The sequence below is a fragment of the Stappia sp. BW2 genome (assembly GCF_008107695.1).
Classification (GTDB): Bacteria; Pseudomonadota; Alphaproteobacteria; order Rhizobiales; family Stappiaceae; genus Roseibium.
This window is the reverse complement of sequence record NZ_VIRG01000036.1, coordinates 66,599-86,171: the sequence shown is the minus strand read 5'-3', so window position 1 is coordinate 86,171 and position 19,573 is coordinate 66,599. Positions and strand designations below refer to the sequence as shown.

Annotated in this window: 16 protein-coding genes; 5 read left to right on the top strand and 11 right to left on the bottom strand. The window is 59.9% G+C overall.

Annotated elements, in window-relative coordinates:
- Nucleotides 1-3: 3 nt before the first annotated feature.
- The 6 genes from FMN63_RS00665 to FMN63_RS00640 form a co-directional block, all read right to left on the bottom strand.
- Nucleotides 4-585, bottom strand: coding sequence for an NAD(P)H-dependent oxidoreductase (locus tag FMN63_RS00665; RefSeq protein WP_148582020.1), 582 nt, complete (start codon nt 583-585; stop codon nt 4-6).
- Between the two features lie 4 nt (nt 586-589).
- Nucleotides 590-1,996, bottom strand: coding sequence for an FAD-binding oxidoreductase (locus FMN63_RS00660; protein ID WP_148582019.1), 1,407 nt, complete (start codon nt 1,994-1,996; stop codon nt 590-592).
- Between the two features lie 2 nt (nt 1,997-1,998).
- Nucleotides 1,999-3,303 carry a cytosine deaminase gene (locus FMN63_RS00655; protein WP_148582018.1) on the bottom strand — a complete coding sequence of 435 codons (1,305 nt, stop codon included), beginning with the start codon at nt 3,301-3,303 and terminating at the stop codon, nt 1,999-2,001.
- Nucleotides 3,303-4,223: an ABC transporter permease gene (locus FMN63_RS00650; RefSeq protein ID WP_205513767.1), complete on the bottom strand. Its 921-nt coding sequence runs from the start codon at nt 4,221-4,223 to the stop codon at nt 3,303-3,305. Before FMN63_RS00650 ends, FMN63_RS00655 begins: the two co-directional genes overlap by 1 nt.
- Nucleotides 4,223-5,062: an ABC transporter ATP-binding protein gene (locus FMN63_RS00645; RefSeq protein WP_205513765.1), complete on the bottom strand. Its 840-nt coding sequence runs from the start codon at nt 5,060-5,062 to the stop codon at nt 4,223-4,225. Before FMN63_RS00645 ends, FMN63_RS00650 begins: the two co-directional genes overlap by 1 nt.
- Before the next feature lie 73 nt (nt 5,063-5,135).
- Entirely contained in the window at nt 5,136-6,146 is a 1,011-nt protein-coding gene (locus FMN63_RS00640; protein ID WP_148582017.1) for an ABC transporter substrate-binding protein, read from the bottom strand.
- Nucleotides 6,147-6,325: 179 nt separating this feature from the next.
- On the opposite strand from FMN63_RS00640, the gene FMN63_RS00635 reads away from it, so the two are divergent.
- Complete coding sequence (locus FMN63_RS00635; protein ID WP_148582378.1) at nt 6,326-7,261, top strand: LysR family transcriptional regulator; 936 nt, start codon at nt 6,326-6,328, stop codon at nt 7,259-7,261.
- A gap of 14 nt (nt 7,262-7,275) precedes the next feature.
- Here FMN63_RS00635 and FMN63_RS00630 read toward each other — a convergent pair whose 3' ends face one another.
- The gene (locus FMN63_RS00630) at nt 7,276-8,073 is read right to left on the bottom strand and encodes a creatininase family protein (protein WP_148582016.1); all 798 of its coding nucleotides are present in this window, start codon (nt 8,071-8,073) and stop codon (nt 7,276-7,278) included.
- A gap of 504 nt (nt 8,074-8,577) precedes the next feature.
- On the opposite strand from FMN63_RS00630, the gene FMN63_RS00625 reads away from it, so the two are divergent.
- The 3 genes from FMN63_RS00625 (at nt 8,578) to preA (ending at nt 11,941) form a co-directional block, all read left to right on the top strand.
- Nucleotides 8,578-8,832 carry a hypothetical protein gene (locus FMN63_RS00625; protein WP_148582015.1) on the top strand — a complete coding sequence of 85 codons (255 nt, stop codon included), beginning with the start codon at nt 8,578-8,580 and terminating at the stop codon, nt 8,830-8,832.
- 373 nt (nt 8,833-9,205) lie between these two features.
- Nucleotides 9,206-10,552, top strand: coding sequence for an NAD(P)-dependent oxidoreductase (locus tag FMN63_RS00620; RefSeq protein ID WP_148582377.1), 1,347 nt, complete (start codon nt 9,206-9,208; stop codon nt 10,550-10,552).
- 75 nt (nt 10,553-10,627) lie between these two features.
- Entirely contained in the window at nt 10,628-11,941 is a 1,314-nt protein-coding gene (preA, locus tag FMN63_RS00615; RefSeq protein WP_148582014.1) for an NAD-dependent dihydropyrimidine dehydrogenase subunit PreA, read from the top strand.
- A gap of 86 nt (nt 11,942-12,027) precedes the next feature.
- Here preA and FMN63_RS00610 read toward each other — a convergent pair whose 3' ends face one another.
- A complete protein-coding gene (locus tag FMN63_RS00610; protein WP_148582013.1) occupies nt 12,028-14,319 on the bottom strand; it encodes a putative bifunctional diguanylate cyclase/phosphodiesterase in 2,292 nt (763 codons plus the stop codon).
- Nucleotides 14,320-14,449: 130 nt separating this feature from the next.
- Nucleotides 14,450-15,439, bottom strand: a complete 990-nt coding sequence (locus tag FMN63_RS00605) for an ABC transporter substrate-binding protein (protein WP_148582012.1) — start codon at nt 15,437-15,439, stop codon at nt 14,450-14,452.
- 421 nt (nt 15,440-15,860) lie between these two features.
- On the opposite strand from FMN63_RS00605, the gene FMN63_RS00600 reads away from it, so the two are divergent.
- Nucleotides 15,861-16,562 carry a nitroreductase family protein gene (locus FMN63_RS00600; RefSeq protein ID WP_148582011.1) on the top strand — a complete coding sequence of 234 codons (702 nt, stop codon included), beginning with the start codon at nt 15,861-15,863 and terminating at the stop codon, nt 16,560-16,562.
- 416 nt (nt 16,563-16,978) lie between these two features.
- Here the strand turns inward: FMN63_RS00600 and FMN63_RS00595 are convergent, their stop codons facing one another.
- Nucleotides 16,979-18,814, bottom strand: coding sequence for a V-type ATP synthase subunit A (locus FMN63_RS00595; RefSeq protein ID WP_148582010.1), 1,836 nt, complete (start codon nt 18,812-18,814; stop codon nt 16,979-16,981).
- Entirely contained in the window at nt 18,811-19,572 is a 762-nt protein-coding gene (locus FMN63_RS00590; protein WP_148582009.1) for a hypothetical protein, read from the bottom strand. Before FMN63_RS00590 ends, FMN63_RS00595 begins: the two co-directional genes overlap by 4 nt.
- Between the last annotated feature and the right edge of the window lies 1 nt (nt 19,573).

Below are 19,573 nucleotides of genomic sequence, written 5' to 3'. Positions count from 1 at the left end.
GTATCAGAACCGCTCCATTTCCCCGCCGACCTTCTCCAGAAACGCGCCGGTCGAGGCCGGCGTGCAGTTGTTCATGTCGTAATGGGCCAGATACTTCACCGGCGCGCCGATCTTGATCTGTGCCCGGATGACCCGTTTGACGATCTTGCGCGGCGGATCGCCGACCAGAAACGCCCGCCACCGACTGCCGCCATAGGTCATGACAGCCGCCATCTTGCGGATATGGCGAAGGGTTGGGGTCAATGTTCCGTCTTCCAGATGGAACGAAACACCCGGCAGCCAGACCCGGTCGAAGTAGCCTTTCAGCATGGCCGGGAAGCCGAAGTTCCAGACCGGCGTGCAGATGACCAGACCCTCGGCCGCCAGCAGGCGCTGACAGTAGCTGTCGACCAGCTCCCGATTCTCAGGGACCGTATGATAGATGTCCCTGTCGTGAGCGGACAGGACAGGGTCGAAGCCTTCCTCGTAGAGATTGCAGCCATCAACCTCGTGCCCCGCCTTCGCGAGACTGTCGCACGTCTTGTGATAGAGCGCCCGGCCGAAGCTCTGCTCCTGCGGGTGGGAATGAAGAACCAGTACGCGCATGGGATCAAGCCTCGGCAAAGGCCTGGAGGCCCGGGAAGAGGTAGTTCTTGCCCGCGTCGAAGTCGAAGTCCGGATTGTCCCAGGCGATCATCTTGCCCGGATTGAGCAATCCCTTGGGGTCGGTCTCCTTCTTGAAGGCAAGCTGAACCTGGTCGGTCTGCTTCATGCCGCCCTCTTCCAGCGTATAGCGGTGAGGGTTGAACACCCGGCAGCCGTTTTCCTCGTGCAGGCGAATGATCTCGTCCAGCCGTTCTTCCGTCGTGTAGCGGACCAGCGGCAAGCCGGAACATTGGACCTGACCGTCAAAACGCAGGAACTCCAGATGGCCGAAGATCTCGCCCGGGAACATTTCGGTCGTCTTGCGCACAAGCTCCACATGGTCCGGCCCGGGATACTGGGTCTGCAGATAGGTGAAGGAGTTGTCGAACTTCAGCGCCCGAAGCGTCGTGTGGTTCCAGGCAAGCTCATAGGCGTGGGGAATGCCCTTCATGCTGTCCACTTCGTCCGAGCGGAAGCGGACCTCGCCTTTCATCCGTTCGGCAAGGGCCAGCATTGCCGACATGGAATGCGGCGCCACCATCAACACGGTAACGGCCTCGCCTTCCTTCAGCCAAGGCTTGTGCCGGGTGAAATATTCGAACGGGATGGGCGCGGCAATCGGCGCGACTTCCTTCAAGAGAAGCCCGTTGCTGCGTGCCAGCTTGTCGGAAAAGACCACCGCATCCATGAAGGTTTCATGGCCGACAATCACATCCACCCAGTCGTGGGCCGTCGTCAGCGGCATTTCGACTTCGGTGATGATGCCGTTGGTGCCATAGGCATGGCTGACCTTCTGCAAGTCCCAGGTGGAAAGTTCGATCACCCTGGGCTGGGCTTCCATGGTGACGATCCGCAGGCGCATGATGTTGCCAAGATCGCGCAAACCGCCCCAATGCACCGAACCGACACCGCCCGACCCGCCGGCGATGAAGCCGCCGATGGTCGCCGTTTGCGCCGTTGAAGGGTGGAAGCGCAGCTCCTGGCCGGAATGCTCCTTCGTGATCTTGTCCAGCTTGGCAATGACGATGCCCGGTCCGCAGACGACCCGGCCCGGCGCGATTTCCTTGACCTCGTCCATCTTCGACATGTCGAGCACGATGCCACCGGAGAGCGGCATCGCCTGGCCGTAGTTGCCCGTGCCCGCACCGCGCGGCGTGACCGGCACACCGTGGGCGAACGCCGTTTTCAGCACCTTGATGACCTCAGCCTCGTTTTTCGGCGAGACCAGAAGATCACCGGTGACATTGTCGAGCTGCGCCTTCAGAACCGGCGAATACCAGTAGAAATCGCGGCTCTTCGCCTGAACCAGACGCGGATTGTCCTCAACCGCAATGCCGTCAAGTTCGGCCTTGATTGTCTCGTAGTCGGCCATCGTCAGCCTTTCGTCAGAGGGTCAAGTTCAGAATAATCCGGCAGGCAGCGGTCGATGCCCATGCCATTCCGCATAACAATGCGGTCCGCCTGCGGACGGGACAGAAATTCGCTCCACGTTCGAGCGTTGAAAATAACGAGATCGGCACCCAGCCCCTCGGCAATCCGTCCGGCTTCGGGCACTTGCAGAATGTCCGCCGGAAGGCTGGTGACCACCCTGGCCGCATCGTCGAGCGGATGATCCAGATGTGCGATGCGCACAGCCTCGCGGAACACTTCCACCATGTCGAGATCGCCATAGGCATAGAAGGGATCGCGGGTGTTGTCGGATGCGACGGCCACGGGCACCCCTGCCGCGCGCAGCTCATGCAGCAGCGTGATACCGCGCGAGCGTGGTGTGCAGCCCGGGTGCCTGTCCTGCAGATACATATTGCACATAGGCAGGGACACGACGGACAGGCCCGCCTCCCGCACCTTGTCGATTGTCGCCTTGGCCTTGTCGTCGTCCTGCCGCGCGAGGGAGCAGCAATGGCCAACCGTAACGGCACCTTCAAACCCGTTGCGCAGCTTGGCTTCCGCAATGGTGAGCAGCGTCAGGACGTTGGCATCCTGGGTCTCGTCCACATGCAGGTCGATATCGAGACCGTTGTCCGCGGCCGTGCGAAACAGGATATCGAGCCTTCGCGCAAGATCCGGCATCGGGAAGGTGACACCGCCGAGCAGACCACCGGTCGCCACGACGACTTCCACCAGATCGGAGAAGTAAGCTTCGTCATCGATGGCGTCTATCGGGAACAGGGCGGCAGCCTGCAGGGCGATCCGGTCTTTCCAGCGGTCGCGCATGTCGGCGAAAACCTCGAAGGATATCCGGTGCTGCGGCGCCAGACTGTCGAGGTGGGTGCGCAGGAGGCTGGTGCCGTGCGCATAGGCACAGCGCAGGGAGAAGTCCATGCGTGTTTCGACGTCTTTTGCCGTCCAGTTCGCCTCCCGGTCAGCCCGGACGGCGGCAAGCGCGCCGTCGAAATCGCCCGTCGGGTTGGGTTGCCGGTCCCAGATATGGCCTTTGTCGATGTGAGTGTGCATGTCGGCAAAACAGGGCCAGACCATGCGCCTTTGCAGATCCACGCTTTCGAGATCCGCAGGCGCTTTGCCGGCGGCAAGAATGGCCTCGATCCGGCCATCCGCGATGATCAGATCGGCGGAAGACAAGCCTTCGTGCGCAGGCAGCGTTGCCCCTTGCGTGACAGCGGCGGGCAGGGTTGCGGTGCGCAGTGCGAACCGGCCGGTTTTGGGAAGATTGAACATCATCAGTTTTCCCGCTTCAGGCTGCTTTCGTGCCAGCGATGCAGCGTCCACCAGGAGATGAAGGACGTCAAAGCGAAGATCAGAACACCCAGGCTGGCAAGCAGGAACAGCGCCGCGAACAGACGCGAAATATTGAGACGGAACTGGGATTCCAGAAGACGGAAGGCTAGGCCCGATCCTGCCCCGGCCGATCCGGCCGCGAATTCCGCAACCACAGCGGCAATCAGCGCCAAACCGCCACCGATCCGCAGGCCGGTCATGAAATACGGCAGGGAGGCGGGCAGCTTCAGATAGATCAGCGTCTGCCAGCGCGAAGCGCCATAAAGCTCAAACAGGTTCAGAAGGTTATGATCAACACTCTTCAGCCCCTGAACCATGTTGGACAGGATCGGAAAGAAGGCGACGACAAAGGCGCAGATCAGAAGCGCTGACTGCGTCGACGGTGCGTAAATCAGGATCAGCGGCGCGATTGCGATGATTGGCGTGACCTGCAAAATTACCGTGATCGGATAAAGCGCCGTCTCGATCCAGCGGGACTGCACAAGCAGGATCGCCATGCCGCCACCGCCAATCAGCGCCAGGGCGAGAGAGGCAAGGGTGATTTTGGTCGTCACCCACAAGGCTGGCAGAAGGATAGGCCAGTCCGACATGAGCGATTTCACCACCAGCCCCGGACCGGGAAGGATGTAGTGAGGAATATCGTTCACCGTGACCAGGATCTGCCAAAGGGCGATGAGGATGGCGATGACGCAGATCGGAACCAGCACCGTCAGAATACGCTCCCGGCGCTTGGCCGCTGCTGCGCTTTCCTTTGTCGGCAATTTGAGGGCCGATGACTGCTTTTTGCCAAGGGCTTGCGCCTTGCCATCCGTTTCCTTCGGCAAGTCGGGGGATGTCAGCGTTTCATTTGCGGTTGTGGACATCAGTGCTCCTCGCCTCCCATGGCTTCCAACAGCATGGTGGAGACTTCCGCACAGGCCTGCCTGTATTCCTCGGAGGTGCGGTATTGAACATCCCGCTCCAGGCTGGTGTGCAGGGGAAAATCCGAATGAACGCGGCCCGGCCGCGCTTTCATCACCACGATGCGGTTCGCCAGATAGGCGGATTCATAGACGGAGTGGGTCACGAAGATCACCGTGATGCCGGTGGCCTTCCAAAGCGCCAGCACGTCGTCATTGAGTTTCTGCCGCGTGATCTCGTCAAGCGCTGCGAAAGGTTCGTCCATCAGCAGCAGCTTGGGCTCGGTTACCAGCGCGCGAGCGATGGAGACGCGCATCTTCATGCCGCCGGACAATTCGCGCGGATAGGCGCCGGCGAAGTCCTGCAGTCCCACGCTTTCCAGCGCGGTCAGGATCCGCTCCGATGCCGCTTTTTTCGAAACGCCCTTGAGGCGCAAGGGCAGATAGACGTTGCCGAACACGGTCTGCCAGGGCATCAGCGTCGGTTCCTGAAACACGAAGCTGATTTCGCCGTCAGGAAGACCCCTGGAGTTGATCCGGAAGCTCGGCCAGTCGATTTCGCCTTCCGATACTCCACCGAGGCCCGCGATGATCCTGAGTGCGGTCGACTTGCCGCAGCCGGAGGGCCCCAGAAGGCTGATGAACTCTCCGGGACGGACCGTCATGGACATACCGGACAAGGCCAGCGTCCCGTTGGAGAAAACCTTCGAAACATTGTCCATCGCCACCAGCGGGCGAGACGATTTCAGACTGCGGGCCGACGGCGTCTTCGTTTCTGCGCTGCCCTGTTCGGCGATGACCATACTCAACTCTGTATCTGGAGGCGGCCGCTCCGCACGCTGCCGTGCGAAGCGGAATGGGTGTGCCGGAACCGGCTTATTTCTTCAGATCGAGGCCGACGCCCTTGCACACGAACTCGGTGGTGTAGGACTTCTTGTAATCAAGGGAGGCATCCACGACGTCGATCGACGCGAGCGTATCGAAGAACCCCTTGAAATGCTCGTCCGTCATGCAGCCGATGCCTTTTTCTTCCGTGTCGCCGGAATCGACGATGCCGTATTCCTTCATCTTCTTGAGGGAATAGGCGAGCTGACCGTCGGTCATCTCCGGATTGTCTTTCTTGATCAGCTCGTTTGCCGCGGTGTTGTCGCCATACAGGTAGTTGTACCAGCCCTCGATGGAGGCATCGACGAAGCGCTGCACCAGATCCGGGTTTTCCTCGACCAGCTTCGTGGACGTGGTGATCATGGTCGAATAGGGCGTCCAGCCCTCGTCGGCCAGAAGAAACACTTTCGGCGCCCAACCGGCCTGGTTTTCGATCTCATACGGCTCGGACGTCAGGTAGCCCTGCTGCGCGGACTTGGGATCGACGATGAACGGCGCCGGGTTGAAGGTGTAGGGCTTGAACTGGGCGTCGGAGAAGCCTTCGAAGTTCTTCTTCATCCACTCGAAGTAAGTGACGTAGCCGTCCTTGCCCATGTAGATGGTTTCAAGCTTGGCAAGGTCCGTGAACTTGTCGATGCCCTGGTCCGGATGAGCGGCCAGGATCTGCGGATCCTTCTGGAAGATGCTGGCGACGTTGATCAGCGGAATGCCTTCCTTGACGTAGTCGAAGCCCTTCAGCGTTCCACCCATGTAGAAATCGATCTTGCCGGAGATCAGCAGCGCATCGTTGGCAGCCTGCGGGCCGCCCGGTACGACGGTGACCTTCAGTCCGTATTTTTCGTAGGTGCCATCGGCCACAGCCTGGTAGAAACCGCCGTGTTCCGCCTGGGCAAGCCAGTTGGTGCCATAGCTCACCTCATCCAGCGCCATTGCCTGGTGAGTGGCGGTTCCGGTGAGAAGAACCGCTGCGAGAAGCGTCTTCGCAGATGGGAAAACTGTCATTTCGTACCCTCCAGATAAAACAAAACTGCCGTAAAACCGCACATTTCCGAAAATATTTGATCTCTTGCAGCGCACGTTGAAAAGCATCAAAATTCGCCTGCAGCGATGCCTTATAGTCATCGCTACCATTTCTGGCGATCAATTGTGCCGCGTGCACAAAAAGGAGGCACAAGTTGGCCCTGCTGCATTCCCGCAAACTGCTGTATCTGGACGAGATCGCACGCTGCGGCTCCATCCGGAAGGCCGCTGACCGGCTCAACGTATCATCCTCTGCCATCAACCGGCAAATCCTTGCACTGGAAGAAGAATTCGGTGTGCCCCTGTTCGAGCGCCTGCCGCGCGGACTGAGGCTGACCGCAGCCGGAGAGCTGTGCGTGGAGCATATCCGCGGCGTTCTGAAGGACTATGCCAGGCTTGAGACCAGAATCAGGGCGTTGAAGATGCCGCAGGCAGGTCAGGTCTCGCTGGTGACGACTGTCGGCCTTGCCTCCGGGCCATTATCGGCAATCATTGCCAAGTTCATCGAGAAGAACCCGCGCGTCCACATCAAGTTGCGCAGCGATGGCGGCACGACCACGATCAATCCGGTCCTAACCGGCGAAGTCGACATCGGTCTCGGCTTCAACATCGCCGCAACGCCGGGCCTGCGGACACTGGCCACCTTCGACATCCCCATCGGTGCGGTGGTTCCACCGGATCACAAGCTGGCGCAGGAAACCGGTCCGGTCGATCTGGTGGATGTGGTTCAGGAGCGTCTTGTCCTGGCCCAGTCGGGCACAAGCCTGCGGGACGTGATCAACCTGGTGCTGTCTTCCGTGCCGATCCCTGTGGAGCCGATTCTGGAAACGAATTCCTCGGAGACAGTTCGCCAGCTTGTCCGGCGCGGCATCGGCATCAGCTTGCTCAATCCACTCGACGTTCTGGAAGAATGCCGGCGGGGCGAGCTGGTCTTCCGCCCGCTTAACGCCGCGCGAACGCACCATCAGCCGATGAAGCTGTTCACGCGGGCAAGAGCCTCGATGGACGCGGCGACGAGCCTTTTCATCGAGTTCCTGCTTCAGGAACTCGTTGCCCAGGTGGAAGAATTGCAGCGGGAAGGAAGCTTGCCCGTCTGAACAACGGGAGAAGGTTATGGCTTATACAGGTTGGCCAGCGGATAGGCGGTAAAGTCGCGCAGCATTTCAATGAAACCGGCAGCTTGATGCGCGCTGATGGCCGCGCCTTTTTCGGCTGTCCCCCTGGAAGCATCGCCAACAACACCGGCCGGATTGAGGTCATGCGCGATCCAGGCCAGAGCGTGAGGCGGTGTCGGCTGGATGTATTTCGAGTTCTCCAGCATTTCCTCTGCCCTGGAGACGAAGTTCTCCGCCTTGTCCATGCGCACAAGGTCTGGCCGGAAATGCAGCATCAAAGAGGTCTCGACCTCGCCGCCATGGATGCCGAATTTGGACTCATGTGCTGAAATCATGCCGTCCGGGTGGCCGAAGCGGCTCCAATGGGTCACCAGCACAGCCATCTCGTAGCGTACGCGCATTTCTCGCGAGACGATGCTGATGATGTCGTTGTTGCCGCCATGGGAATTGACGATCACCATCTTGCGGATGCCGGCTTCCGACACTTTCTGGCCGATGGCGGTCCAGACCGGAATCAGAAGCTCGGCCGCAAGGGAAAGCGTTCCCGGGCCATAAATGTGCTCGTTCGCCTTGCCGATCTCCTGCACAGGCAGAACAAGAATATCGAGATCTTCCGGCAATTGTTTGCGCGTTTCGGCCAGCATGCCCTGGGCGATGGCAACATCGGTCGCAATCGGCAGATGCGGTCCATGCTGCTCTGTCGAGGCAGTCGGCAGGATGGCAATGACCCGGTCGGGATCGAGTGCCGCAAAATCGGAGGCATTCAATTCGTTCCAGAAGAAATACTTGGCCATTGGCGCTGCCCCAAGTCTGTTGCGGTGATGCTTACCTGTTTGGGGTAGGCAAGTCCGCGACACTTGAAAAGCATCATTATGTCTTCAGGCCGCTGCCTTTTTGCGCGCAGTAGATCTGACTTGCCTTGCGTCCCCCAAAAAAGGCGCCTGCCGGACGTTGCAGGCTTGGGCACCCCGGAAGAACAGACCAGGCGCCGTCATTTCCACAAGTCTGCCCACAGGCTCCATTGCCGATATAGCAGTGATGAAAAAGACCTCAGTGTCACAATTTCAAAAACTAAAACCATAGAAAAACCAAAAGACTAACCCGGTTTTCAGGCACAATGGACGCCTGGGAAGCGTGTCCAATTCGCTCAAAACGCCAAAAGTTTGAGCAAAGTTTTATCTACCATGAAGAGAAATGGTCACATTTACACCAAATGTTTGCTCTGTGATGCAGGTGGTAGGACGCCGCATTGAGGCTCGGGATGCGGCATTGGGTTCAATGTAAGGTGGGTAACCGACATGTATCTCCTGTTCTTCTTGGGAGCCATCGCCTATGGCGCCGTCACGCTGGTGTTTCTGATCCTGTCGTCTTCGGAACTGGTCGATAGCGGAGTGAGCACACCAAGCCGACTGTTCGGTGTTCTGGTCACTTCGGTCTTCTGGCCGGCGACCCTGGTCGCAGTCGGTCTTGCGCTTGGTTTCCAGAATGCATCTGGGCGCTTGCATCGCCCCCGGCAGACAGTGCCGCTGCACTTGTCGCATCGGTCACACTGAACCGGACACTGTTCGGCAAAGACTGGCTTTCAATCCGCTCGGCTGACACCTCAGCCCCGACGCATGTCTGTGCGCGGGGCCTCTTGCGCATGCGCTTGTGCTGATCCGGGCACCCTTCTCCCTATGAAATCACCGTTGACTTCGGCCACCAGGCCGGATTTTGCGCCATGGCGTAAATTTCATCACAGGGCACTTTTCACCTTAAGCCGCTGTTTTTCCGGTAATTTTATTGCTGATTTTTTAGCTCAAGTTTTTAATCATTCCAAAAAAAATTTGACTACCTGTTCAAATTTTCCTCCAATGCATTCCTGAGCTTCCTCACCAAACGAAGGAAGCCGCCTTGAAAACGATCGCCAACCTTCCGGAGATCTACATGACCCAGACCAAAGCCGGCCCGGACATCGCCGCCGGGCGCTTGCCTGAGGACGCATACGCTGAGAATTTCAGCGACCTGCACCCGCTGCTGGACCAGCACGAAGCTCAGGTCGAGGCTGACCGCTGCTATTTCTGCTACGACGCGCCTTGCATGCAGGCCTGCCCGACCAGCATCGACATACCCCAGTTCATCCGCCAGATCTCGACCGGGAACCCGACCGGGGCCGCGAAAACCATTTTCGCGCAGAACATCCTGGGCGGCATGTGTGCCCGCGTTTGCCCGACCGAGACGCTTTGCGAAGAGGTCTGCGTGCGGGAGGTTGCCGAAGGCAAGCCGGTGAAGATCGGCCAGCTTCAGCGATATTCGACAGATCACTTCATGTCGGAATTCAGCTCCACGCCCTTCACGCGTGCAGCCGAGACCGGCAAGAAGATCGCCGTTGTCGGCGCCGGACCCGCAGGCCTTTCCTGCGCACACCGGCTGGCCGTGCATGGACACAACGTCACGCTGTTCGATGCCCGCGAGAAGGCCGGCGGCCTGAACGAATACGGCATTGCCTCCTACAAGTCGGTCGATGACTTCGCCGCGAAAGAAGTGGATTTCATCCTGTCCATCGGCGGCATCGACGTGCGCACCGGCATGCGGCTCGGCAGCAATCTGGACCTGGCCACCCTGCGCGCCGAATATGATGCCGTCTTCCTCGGTATCGGTCTTGGCGGGGTCAATGCGCTCGGTCTGGAAGGCGAGGACAAGAGCGGCGCCATCGACGCTGTCGACTACATCGCCGACCTGCGTCAGGCGAAAGATCTGTCCGAATTGCCGGTTGGCCGGCGCATCGTGGTTATCGGCGGCGGCATGACCGCGGTCGACATTGCAGTCCAGACCAAACTGCTGGGCGCGGAAGAGGTCACGATCGCGTATCGCCGTGGCCAGGACCGGATGAATGCCTCCGAGTACGAACAACAGCTGGCCCAGACCAGCGGCGTCCGCATCATGACCTGGGCCCAGCCCAAGGGACTTGTCGGTGAAAACGGGGCAATTACAGCGATTGAGCTGGAACGGACCCAGGATCAGGACGGTGCTCTGACCGGCACAGGCGAGGTCATCACCCTGCCAGCGGACATGGTGTTCAAGGCCGTTGGACAGACGCTGGTGCAAACGGAGCTTGGCGATGCCCTGACCCTTGAAAGAGGGCGGATCGTTGTCGATGCGGACCGCAAGACCAGCCTCGCCGATGTGTGGGCAGGCGGCGACTGCGTGCAGGGCGGTGAAGACCTGACGGTTGCGGCTGTCGAGGACGGCAAGATTGCCGCCGAGAGCATCAACGCTGCCCTGACCGCCTGAGACTTGCGCGCCTGGAACCTGAGCGCCCGACAGCAGCTGACGCGCTCGGCGCCACCGATTTGAGGGAGAGCCACCATGGCTGACTTGCGTACTGATTTTATCGGCATCAAATCGCCGAACCCGTTCTGGCTGGCGTCCGCGCCGCCGACGGACAAGGAATACAACGTCGTCCGGGCCTTCAAGGCCGGTTGGGGCGGCGTCGTCTGGAAGACGCTTGGGGAAGATCCGCCGGTCGTCAACGTCAACGGGCCGCGCTATGGGGCGATCCACGGCAAGGACCGCCAGTTGATCGGCCTCAACAACATCGAGCTGATCACCGACCGGCCGCTGGAAGTGAACCTGCGCGAAATCAAGCAGGTGAAGCGCGACTGGCCGGACCGGGCACTTGTCGTCTCGCTGATGGTGCCCTGCGAGGAGCAGAACTGGATCGACATCCTGAAGAGGGTCGAAGAGACCGGGGCCGATGGTGTCGAACTAAACTTCGGCTGCCCGCATGGCATGAGCGAGCGCGGCATGGGCTCCGCCGTTGGCCAGGTGCCGGAATATATCGAGATGGTCACCCGCTGGGTGAAACAGCATTCGCGCATGCCCTGCATCGTCAAGCTGACACCGAACATCACCGATGTCCGCAAGCCGGCGCAGGCCGCCAAGGCGGGCGGTGCCGATGCTGTCTCGCTGATCAACACCATCAACTCCATCATGGGTGTCGATCTCGACATCATGTCGCCGTCACCCGCCGTCGACGGCAAGGGTGCCCATGGCGGCTACTGCGGACCGGCTGTGAAGCCGATCGCGCTCAACATGGTTGCTGAAATCGCCCGTGACCCGGCAACCCACGGATTGCCGATCTCCGGCATCGGCGGCGTGACCACCTGGCGCGACGCAGCCGAGTTCATGGCGCTCGGCGCAGGCTCGGTGCAGGTCTGTACGGCCGCAATGACCTATGGGTTCCGGGTTGTCGAAGACATGATCGAAGGGCTCAGCGACTGGATGGATACCAAGGGCTACACGTCCGTCGACCAATTCGTCGGCAGTGCGGTGCCCAATGTGTCCGACTGGCAGTATCTCAACCTCAACTACATCGCCAAGGCCAAGATCGATCAGGATCAGTGCATCGAATGCGGCCGCTGTCACATCGCCTGCGAGGACACATCCCACCAGGCGATCACCAACATGGTGGACGGGGTGCGCAAGTTTGAGGTGATCGACGAGGAATGCGTCGGCTGCAATCTGTGCGTCAATGTCTGCCCGATCGAGGGCTGCATCACCATGGAATCCATGGCCGCCGGCAGCATCGACCCGCGCACCAAGAAGCCGGTTGAAAAAGACTACGCCAACTGGACGACGCATCCCAATAACCCGATGGCCGTAACGGAAGCTGCCGAATAGGCAAGGTTTCGGCGGTCACCTCAAGCGCGGGCAGGATCCTTCCTCGCCCGCGTTTTTTTGTTCGGAGAATTGCCGGAGACTGCAGCTCACCCCCTTGCGGAGCGTAGCGCCTTTGCCACCTGAAAGGGAACGTGCGGCCTCAACTCCGAAAGGGGCTGCGGCCTGTCGAACAGATAGCCCTGGAGGAAATCGCAGCCCGCCTCTGCCAGGAAATCTCGCTGTGCTTCCGTCTCCACGCCCTCGCCGACGCTTTGCATGTGCATCACCTTGGCAAGGCTCAACATGGAGCGGACGACCATGTCGGCCTCCTCATCCTCACCAATGCGCGATACGAAGCTCTGATCGATCTTCATCTTGTCGAAGCTGTATTTGTGCAGGTAGCTCAGGCTGGAAAATCCGGTGCCGAAGTCGTCAATGGCAAGGCCAACACCCATCTCGCGCAGCTTGCCAATGGTCTCCCGTGTCTGCGCGCATTCTTCCAACATCAGGTCCTCGGTGATTTCCAGAATGAGGCGATCCGGCGGAAAATCGTATTTCTTCAGCAGTAAGGCGACTTTCTTCTCGAAACTCGGTCTTTGAATCTGGCTTGAACAGACGTTGACGGACACGCCGGTCTTCGTCCAGCTACTGGCATCGCAAAGTGCCCGCTCCAGAACCCAGGCTCCGATAGCCGGCATGAGCCCGGCGTCCTGGGCAATCGGCAGAAACAGGGTCGGTTGCACCAGACCCCGATACGGATGCCGCCAGCGGATCAAAGCCTCATAGAAAGCCAGTTGGCCTGACCGCGCGTCGATGATCGGCTGGTAAAACAGTTCGAACTGCGCTTCGCGCAACGCTGAATCCAGCTCCACCCGGATTTCGCGTATTTGGCGCAGGTGATGGTCCATCCGCTCGTCGTAGATACGAAACGAGCTTTTCTGCTCCATCTTGCAGCGCTGAAGGGCGATATCGGCCGCCCGGATCAGGTCCGTCAACGTCTGGCTGTTATCGGGGAAGTTGGCAATGCCGGCGCTGACAGACGTCTCGATACGCTTTCCTTCATACTTGAAAGGCTGACGCAGCTTCTCGAACAGCTTCTCCGCTTCCTGAACGGCCTGTTCCGCGGTTTGCCAGCGATCCGTCAAGATCAGGAATTCGTCGCCACCGCTGCGGGCGACAAGATCGGACGGGCCGAGAACGGACCTGATGCGTTCCGCCTGAGCAACCACCAGGGCGTCGCCCACGGTATGACCGTGAATGTCGTTCACCTGCTTGAGATTGTCGACATCAAGATAAACCAGCCAGACACCACGATGCTGATACTCGCTCACGGTCAACCTCTTGGTGGCCGCGGCGTGGAAATACCGCCGTGTGACGAAGCCGGTCAGAGAATCATGATCGGCGGCATATCTGGCTTCCTGCTCGCGCGCTGCCAGCCGCGCCTTGGCGTTGGCGTTCTGCCGCAGCGCGATCAGGGCAAAGGTCAGAATGACGCCGAGAGACAGCAACAGGACCGGAAGCGAGGACAGGATGATCCTTGAAGCCTGGCTCATCGGATGCCAGACAAGGTAACCAAGCACTGACCCAGCGCCATTTTTCACCGGAATGCCGACCATGCCGTCCGGGATATCAGACGCCAGCTGCAGATTGTCGAGGGCCAGGCTGGACAGAAGATTGCTGAGATGCGCCGGGTCGATCTCAAAGGCTGTCACGAGAACGTTGGGGGGCCCGAAGGACATCTCGATGCCGCCGGGATCCGGCACGACCGCGAAGGCCGCAACGATGTAGGGGAGCTTGTCGATCTCGACAACGTCGATGGCGGAGATATCGGCAAGGGCACCGGCAAAACGGATCTCGCCCGATCCACGCCGGACCAGAGCTTTGACGTAGTTGCCACGGATGCTTTCCAGCGTGCCGTTGATACGTGTCCGGAGCCGCGTGGAAAAGTCTTCGGCAATCTCGTTGCCACCGGCGTTTGAAGAGAAGACGATCTTACCATCACGGCCCAGAAGCACCGTGTAGTCGTGGGCAAAATCCCACGCCATGTCGACACCGAAACGTGCCTTGATCCAGTCCAGAGACAGATTGGTATCGATGTTCTGATAGGCCGCGTTGGACGCGGCGTAGCGCTCCATCTCGCGCAGCAGCAATTGCTTGTGGTTTTCAAAAACGCGAGCGACTGACCGTGTTTCCCGCGCCTCGGCTTCGTGTTCAGCCACCACGACCTTGAACAGCACGGCACCGAAGGAAAAAATAAGGGCGCAGAACATCAGGATGATGACAAGGCTGGAAGAAATGCCGAACAGGCTTGAGTGCGTCGGGCGCAGTTCGTCGGGCGCCGTTGCCGACGCTGAATGACCCGAATCGAATTTGCCTGATTCCCCAGACAGATCGTGCATTGCGCTTTCAAAACCCCAAAGCTTTGTCAGCGCAGCAGTCTGGGTTGAAACCTTTAATTTTTAGTGCCTTGTCAGGCATATGGCCGAGGCAGCCGGAACACTGGAGTGCTCCGGCTGCCCGATTGACGTTTTACATCTTGTCGGTGACGACCGTGGTAGTTGCGCCTTCCGGCTCCTTGGTGATGACCGGATCGGACCCACCGGAGAGCAAGGACTTCACGGTGCGCTCGTAGGCAGACATGTCCAGCTTGCCGTCGGAACCATCAACCAGCTTGTTGATTTCGCCGACCATGCGGATCTGATGCTTTTCGGTCTGCGCGCCAGTCGCGTCGTTTTCCAGAACGATTTCAGCAGCTTCTTCCGGGTGCTCGGCGGAGTAGGCCCAGCCTTTCATGGAAGCCTTCACGAAGCGGGCGAGCTTGTCGACCATTGCCGGGTCGTCCAGGCTCGATTCCAGAACGTAAAGACCGTCTTCCAGCGTGGCGACGCCCTGATCTTCGTATTTGAAGACGATCAGGTCTTCCGCCGGAATGCCCGCATCGATCACCTGCCAGTATTCATTGTAGGTCATGGTGGAGATGCAGTCGGCCTGCTTCTGCAGCAGCGGATCGACGTTGAAGCCCTGCTTGAGGACAGTCACGCCTTCCTCACCGCCATCAGTCGGAATACCGAGCTGGCTCATCCAGGACAGGAACGGATACTCGTTGCCGAAGAACCAGACGCCAAGTGTCCGGCCCTTGAAGTCTTCCGGCGAGGTGATGCCGGTTTCCTTCAGGCAGGTCAGCATCATGCCGGATTTCTTGAACGGCTGAGCGATGTTGACGAGCGGCACACCCTTTTCGCGCGACGCGAGGGCGGATGGCATCCAGTCGACGATCACATCTGCACCGCCCCCGGCGATGACCTGCGGCGGCGCAATGTCCGGACCGCCCGGCTTGATCGTTACATCAAGATCTTCTTCCTCATAGAAGCCCTTGTCCTTGGCCACGTAATAGCCGGCAAACTGGCCCTGAGTGACCCACTTGAGCTGCAGTGTCAGCTCGTCCGCGGCGTTGGCCGCGCCTGACGCAAGGCTTACGCCCAGGACGGACGCGAGCGCCAGACTTTTCAATGCCTTCATTGCCATTCCCCTATTGGTTATGGGCGAACCGGTATCGGTCCTGCCCTTCTCTGGAACATCAAACCCCTGCCCATGCGGACTTTCGAGCGGTTCCCGGCCGCCTTGCCCGCATCCGGCAGTTCGGTCGCACCTGCACGTTAGGGCATTTTGCCTTCTCAACGAACCGCGCTGACCAAATGGTCAAGAAAATCTAGAAAGGTGCCCCGTCTCTGGTCAAGGTTATTTTTTGATCAAGGCCATTTGGTGTTTCCAGAGTGAGCATAGGCGCCCCCGGTTCCGGTTGTGAAGCGGGTCGACCTGTTTTTAGTTGCGTGACGTCCGGTTAGACGGTCCATACTTCCAACCACATGTTGGGAGGAGATTGCGCGGCCGGGATTCCTTATGTACCCGCGGGCCGGCAATGCGAGTGGATACAAAAAACATGATTTCCAAATCAGCCCTGGATTACCAGCCGTTGCCGCTGCCTGACCGGCGGCAATACGACGACGACGAAATGCTGCTGCGTGCGCAGGACTTTTATGACGGGGTGCGCACCCGTCACACGATACGGCATTTTTCCGACCGGCCGGTGGACCGTTCCGTCATCGAACTCTGCATCCGCGCAGCCGGAACAGCGCCGAGCGGTGCCAACCACCAGCCGTGGCATTTCGTTGCAATTTCCAATGCCGGGCTGAAGCACAAGATCCGCCTCGCCGCAGAGGAAGAAGAGCGCAAGTTCTATGATGGCGGCGCGGGCGACGAATGGATCAAGGCGCTGGAGCCGATCGGCACCAATGCGAACAAACCGCATCTGGACATAGCACCCTGGCTGATCGTGATCTTTGCGCAGCGTTGGGGCACCTTTGAAGATGGCACGCGCTACAAACACTATTATGTGCCGGAAAGTGTCGGCATCGCCACCGGCGTGCTGATCACCGCGCTACACCATGCAGGCCTTTCGGCCCTGACGCATACGCCCAACCCGATGAAGTTTCTGAACGGGATCCTGAACCGTCCGGAAGCTGAAAAACCGGTGATGATCCTCGCCGTCGGCCACCCCGCCAAAGACGCAACGGTTCCGGCCGTCGCCAAAATCAAGAAGCCACTGGATGAGATCTTGAGCGTGTTCGACGAGCAGGCCTGACAGCCGCGCCGAGGCAGGCTTCCAATGTGTCACCCCTGGGTGAGCGGCATGAGACCAGAGACGTGCTCATTTCCAGATTGCTGATGTGGCGGCAAGCCTCAAATCGCATTTCCGCTGCTCCATCAAGCGACGCTGCGAGTAGCCGCCGGATCGGCGCTTCGCTTGTCCGGTGACATTGGTGCGCATCATCAGGCCCTATAGCTTGATGGACCCGGCTTCACCAAGGCAGGGAAATTCAACGCACTACCCTTTGCGTCGATACGACCCCAAAGCACAGCAATCCTCATCCTCAGGAGGACCGGCAGGTCCGTCTCGAAGGATGGCCACTTGCGCCCGAGGATGCTGCCGATCCTTCGACACAGTGCATTCGCGCTGCTTCAGGATGAGAGCATCCGAATAACCCGAAACCTGACCAATCACCCCGTTACATGGGTCGGGGCGGCGCGGACATTTGCCTTGATCTTCTCCAGAAGCTCCTTGCGGTCCGGGCTGCCGTCGGCGGCGTAATTGAGGTTCTTGAAGAGGGACGTCTGCTCGGTGAAGAACTTGCGGACGGCTTCCTTGTCATCGAAGGCGAAGTCGGTGCCGGCGATGCGGTAGACGAGGTCGAAAGTTTCCTGCTGGCGCTTGAGCGGGGCCGACACGTCAACATCGTCAAACGCGTCCTGCTGCAGATAGACCATATCCAGGAACAGCGCCTTCTGCTGAAGGACGAAGTCCTCGGTGGAGACGCCTTCTTCGCCCGTTACCTGCATCATGCGGGTGATCTCGTCACCCTTGCGCAGGAGTTCGATCATCTCCGAAACACGGGGAACCCAGTCCGGGCCGATGTTCTTGCGGTACCAGTCGTTGAGCTGAATGTGATACCGCGACCAGGACAGCAGCGGGTCGACCGCCGGATAAAAGCGCTTGTAGGCCCGTTCGGACGAGAGGCCCAAGAAGGTTTTGACCGTGCCAAGGGTCGATTGGGTGACCGGTTCCTCAAAATTGCCGCCGGCCGGAGACACGGTGCCGATCATGGTGAGGCTGCCGGTCTCGCCGCTGGCCAGGCGCAACACGCCTGCCCGTTCGTAGATGCCCTTGATGGCGCTGTCGAGATAGGCGGGAAAGGCTTCCTCTCCGGGAATTTCCTCCAGCCGGCCGGAGGTTTCGCGCATCGCCTGGGCCCAGCGGGAGGTACTGTCGGCGATCAGGAGGACGTCATAGCCCATCTGACGGTAATATTCGCCAAGGGTGATGCCGGTGTAGATCGAGGCCTCACGCGCTGCGACCGGCATGGAAGAGGTGTTGCAGATGATGACCGTGCGGTCCATCAGTGTGCCGTCTCCGGACGGATCCGGCTGATGCGGAAATTCGGTGATCGTTTCCACCACCTCGCCTGCGCGTTCGCCGCAGGCGACCACGATCACGATGTTGACCGCCGAAAAGCGCGAAATCAGCGATTGCAGCACCGTCTTGCCCGCACCGAACGGACCGGGAATACAGCCCATGCCACCGCGGGCTATGGGGAAGAAGGTGTCGATTAGACGCAAGGTGGTGATCAGCGGTTCGCTGGGGTAGAGCCGCTCGCTCTGACCGGCCTTGACCAGGCCTTCGGGGATTGCCCGGCGAACCGGCCAATGCTGAACCATGGTCAGGTCACGGGTTTCGCCGCGTTCGTTTTTCAGCGTCGCCACCACCTCGTTGATGGTGAAGGTGCCTTCGCGGATCCGGTCCACCGTCCAGGTGCCGCTGGTGACGAAGGGAACCATGATCCGGTGTTCGAACCGGCCTTCGGGAACCGTGCCGAGCGTGTCACCGGCCTTCACCACGTCACCGGACTTCACCTTGGGTTCGAATGACCATTTGCGGTTCTGGTCAAGAGCGTTGGTGAGCACACCGCGCGGCAGGAAAAAACCATGCTCGGCGGCAATGTCGGCAAGCGGGTTCTGCAGGCCGTCGAAGACGGTGCTGAGCAGCCCCGGTCCAAGGGCAACCGACAGCATCTCGCCGCTCTGGATCACCTGGTCACCGACCCGCACGCCCGCAGTGCTTTCGAACACCTGTGCTTCCGCCGACTTGCCGCGCACGCGCAGAACCTCGGCCTTCAGATATTCACGCGGCTTGCCGTCCCGCTCCGGGCCGTGCGGAATGATATAGACCACCTCGTTCTTGATGAGGGGGGCAGACCCGAGCGGCGACAGTGTGACGAGATCGTCCTGAACGGCGACGATTTCCGCAGTCGGTTCCGGCAACTGAACATGGCTCGTCATGAAGGGGCTCCCTCAAGGGCAGATGTGAAGTCTGAGAAAAGATCCTGCCGGCCGGCCTGGCGGCCGCCATTCGTCTTGCCGTCCTCCGTCTGCCCTGCAAGGGCGGCCGCCACAAGCGTTGCCAGCCGGGCCCGGGCATCGGCCTCGTCGTAGCGCGACCAGCGTTCGACGATTACCCAGCGCAGCACGTAAATCGCGACTGCTTCGAAATCGAACTCATGGAGATTGCCATAGTGCCCCAGTTGATCGAACACCTGGGTCAGCACAAGGCGTTCCATGGCAATGTGATCGCCTGCCTGCATCAACCGGTGCGCCTCGCCGACCCAGGGCATGAAGTGTCCGAGACCGAAGGCCGGATCGCTCCAGTTCGCCTTGATCTGCGCGCACCATCGGCCCATGCCCCAGTTTTCGATGTCGGCGGCGTTTTCCTGTCCGTCCCGGCGGCGACGCAGCGCCGCAATCAGCGTGCGGGTTTCCATGCGCGCACCGAGCAGATGCTGCAGATCCGGATAGGCCTGGAGATCGGCGAGGACCTTGTTTGCCCGCCGGATCACGTCGATGTCGCGGTCAAATCCGGCAACGCCCGCCCAGGCTGTGACTTCCACCATCTCGCGCAGCAGGCTCGCATGCGCTGGTTCCAGCATCGACAGCCGCTGTTTCAGCCGGAACCCGGAGATCGGCACGCCCTTGCGCGAGAACAGCTTGCCGAGATTGGGCAAGCTGGAGACCAGCGCGATATATTGGTGAGGCCCGCTCATG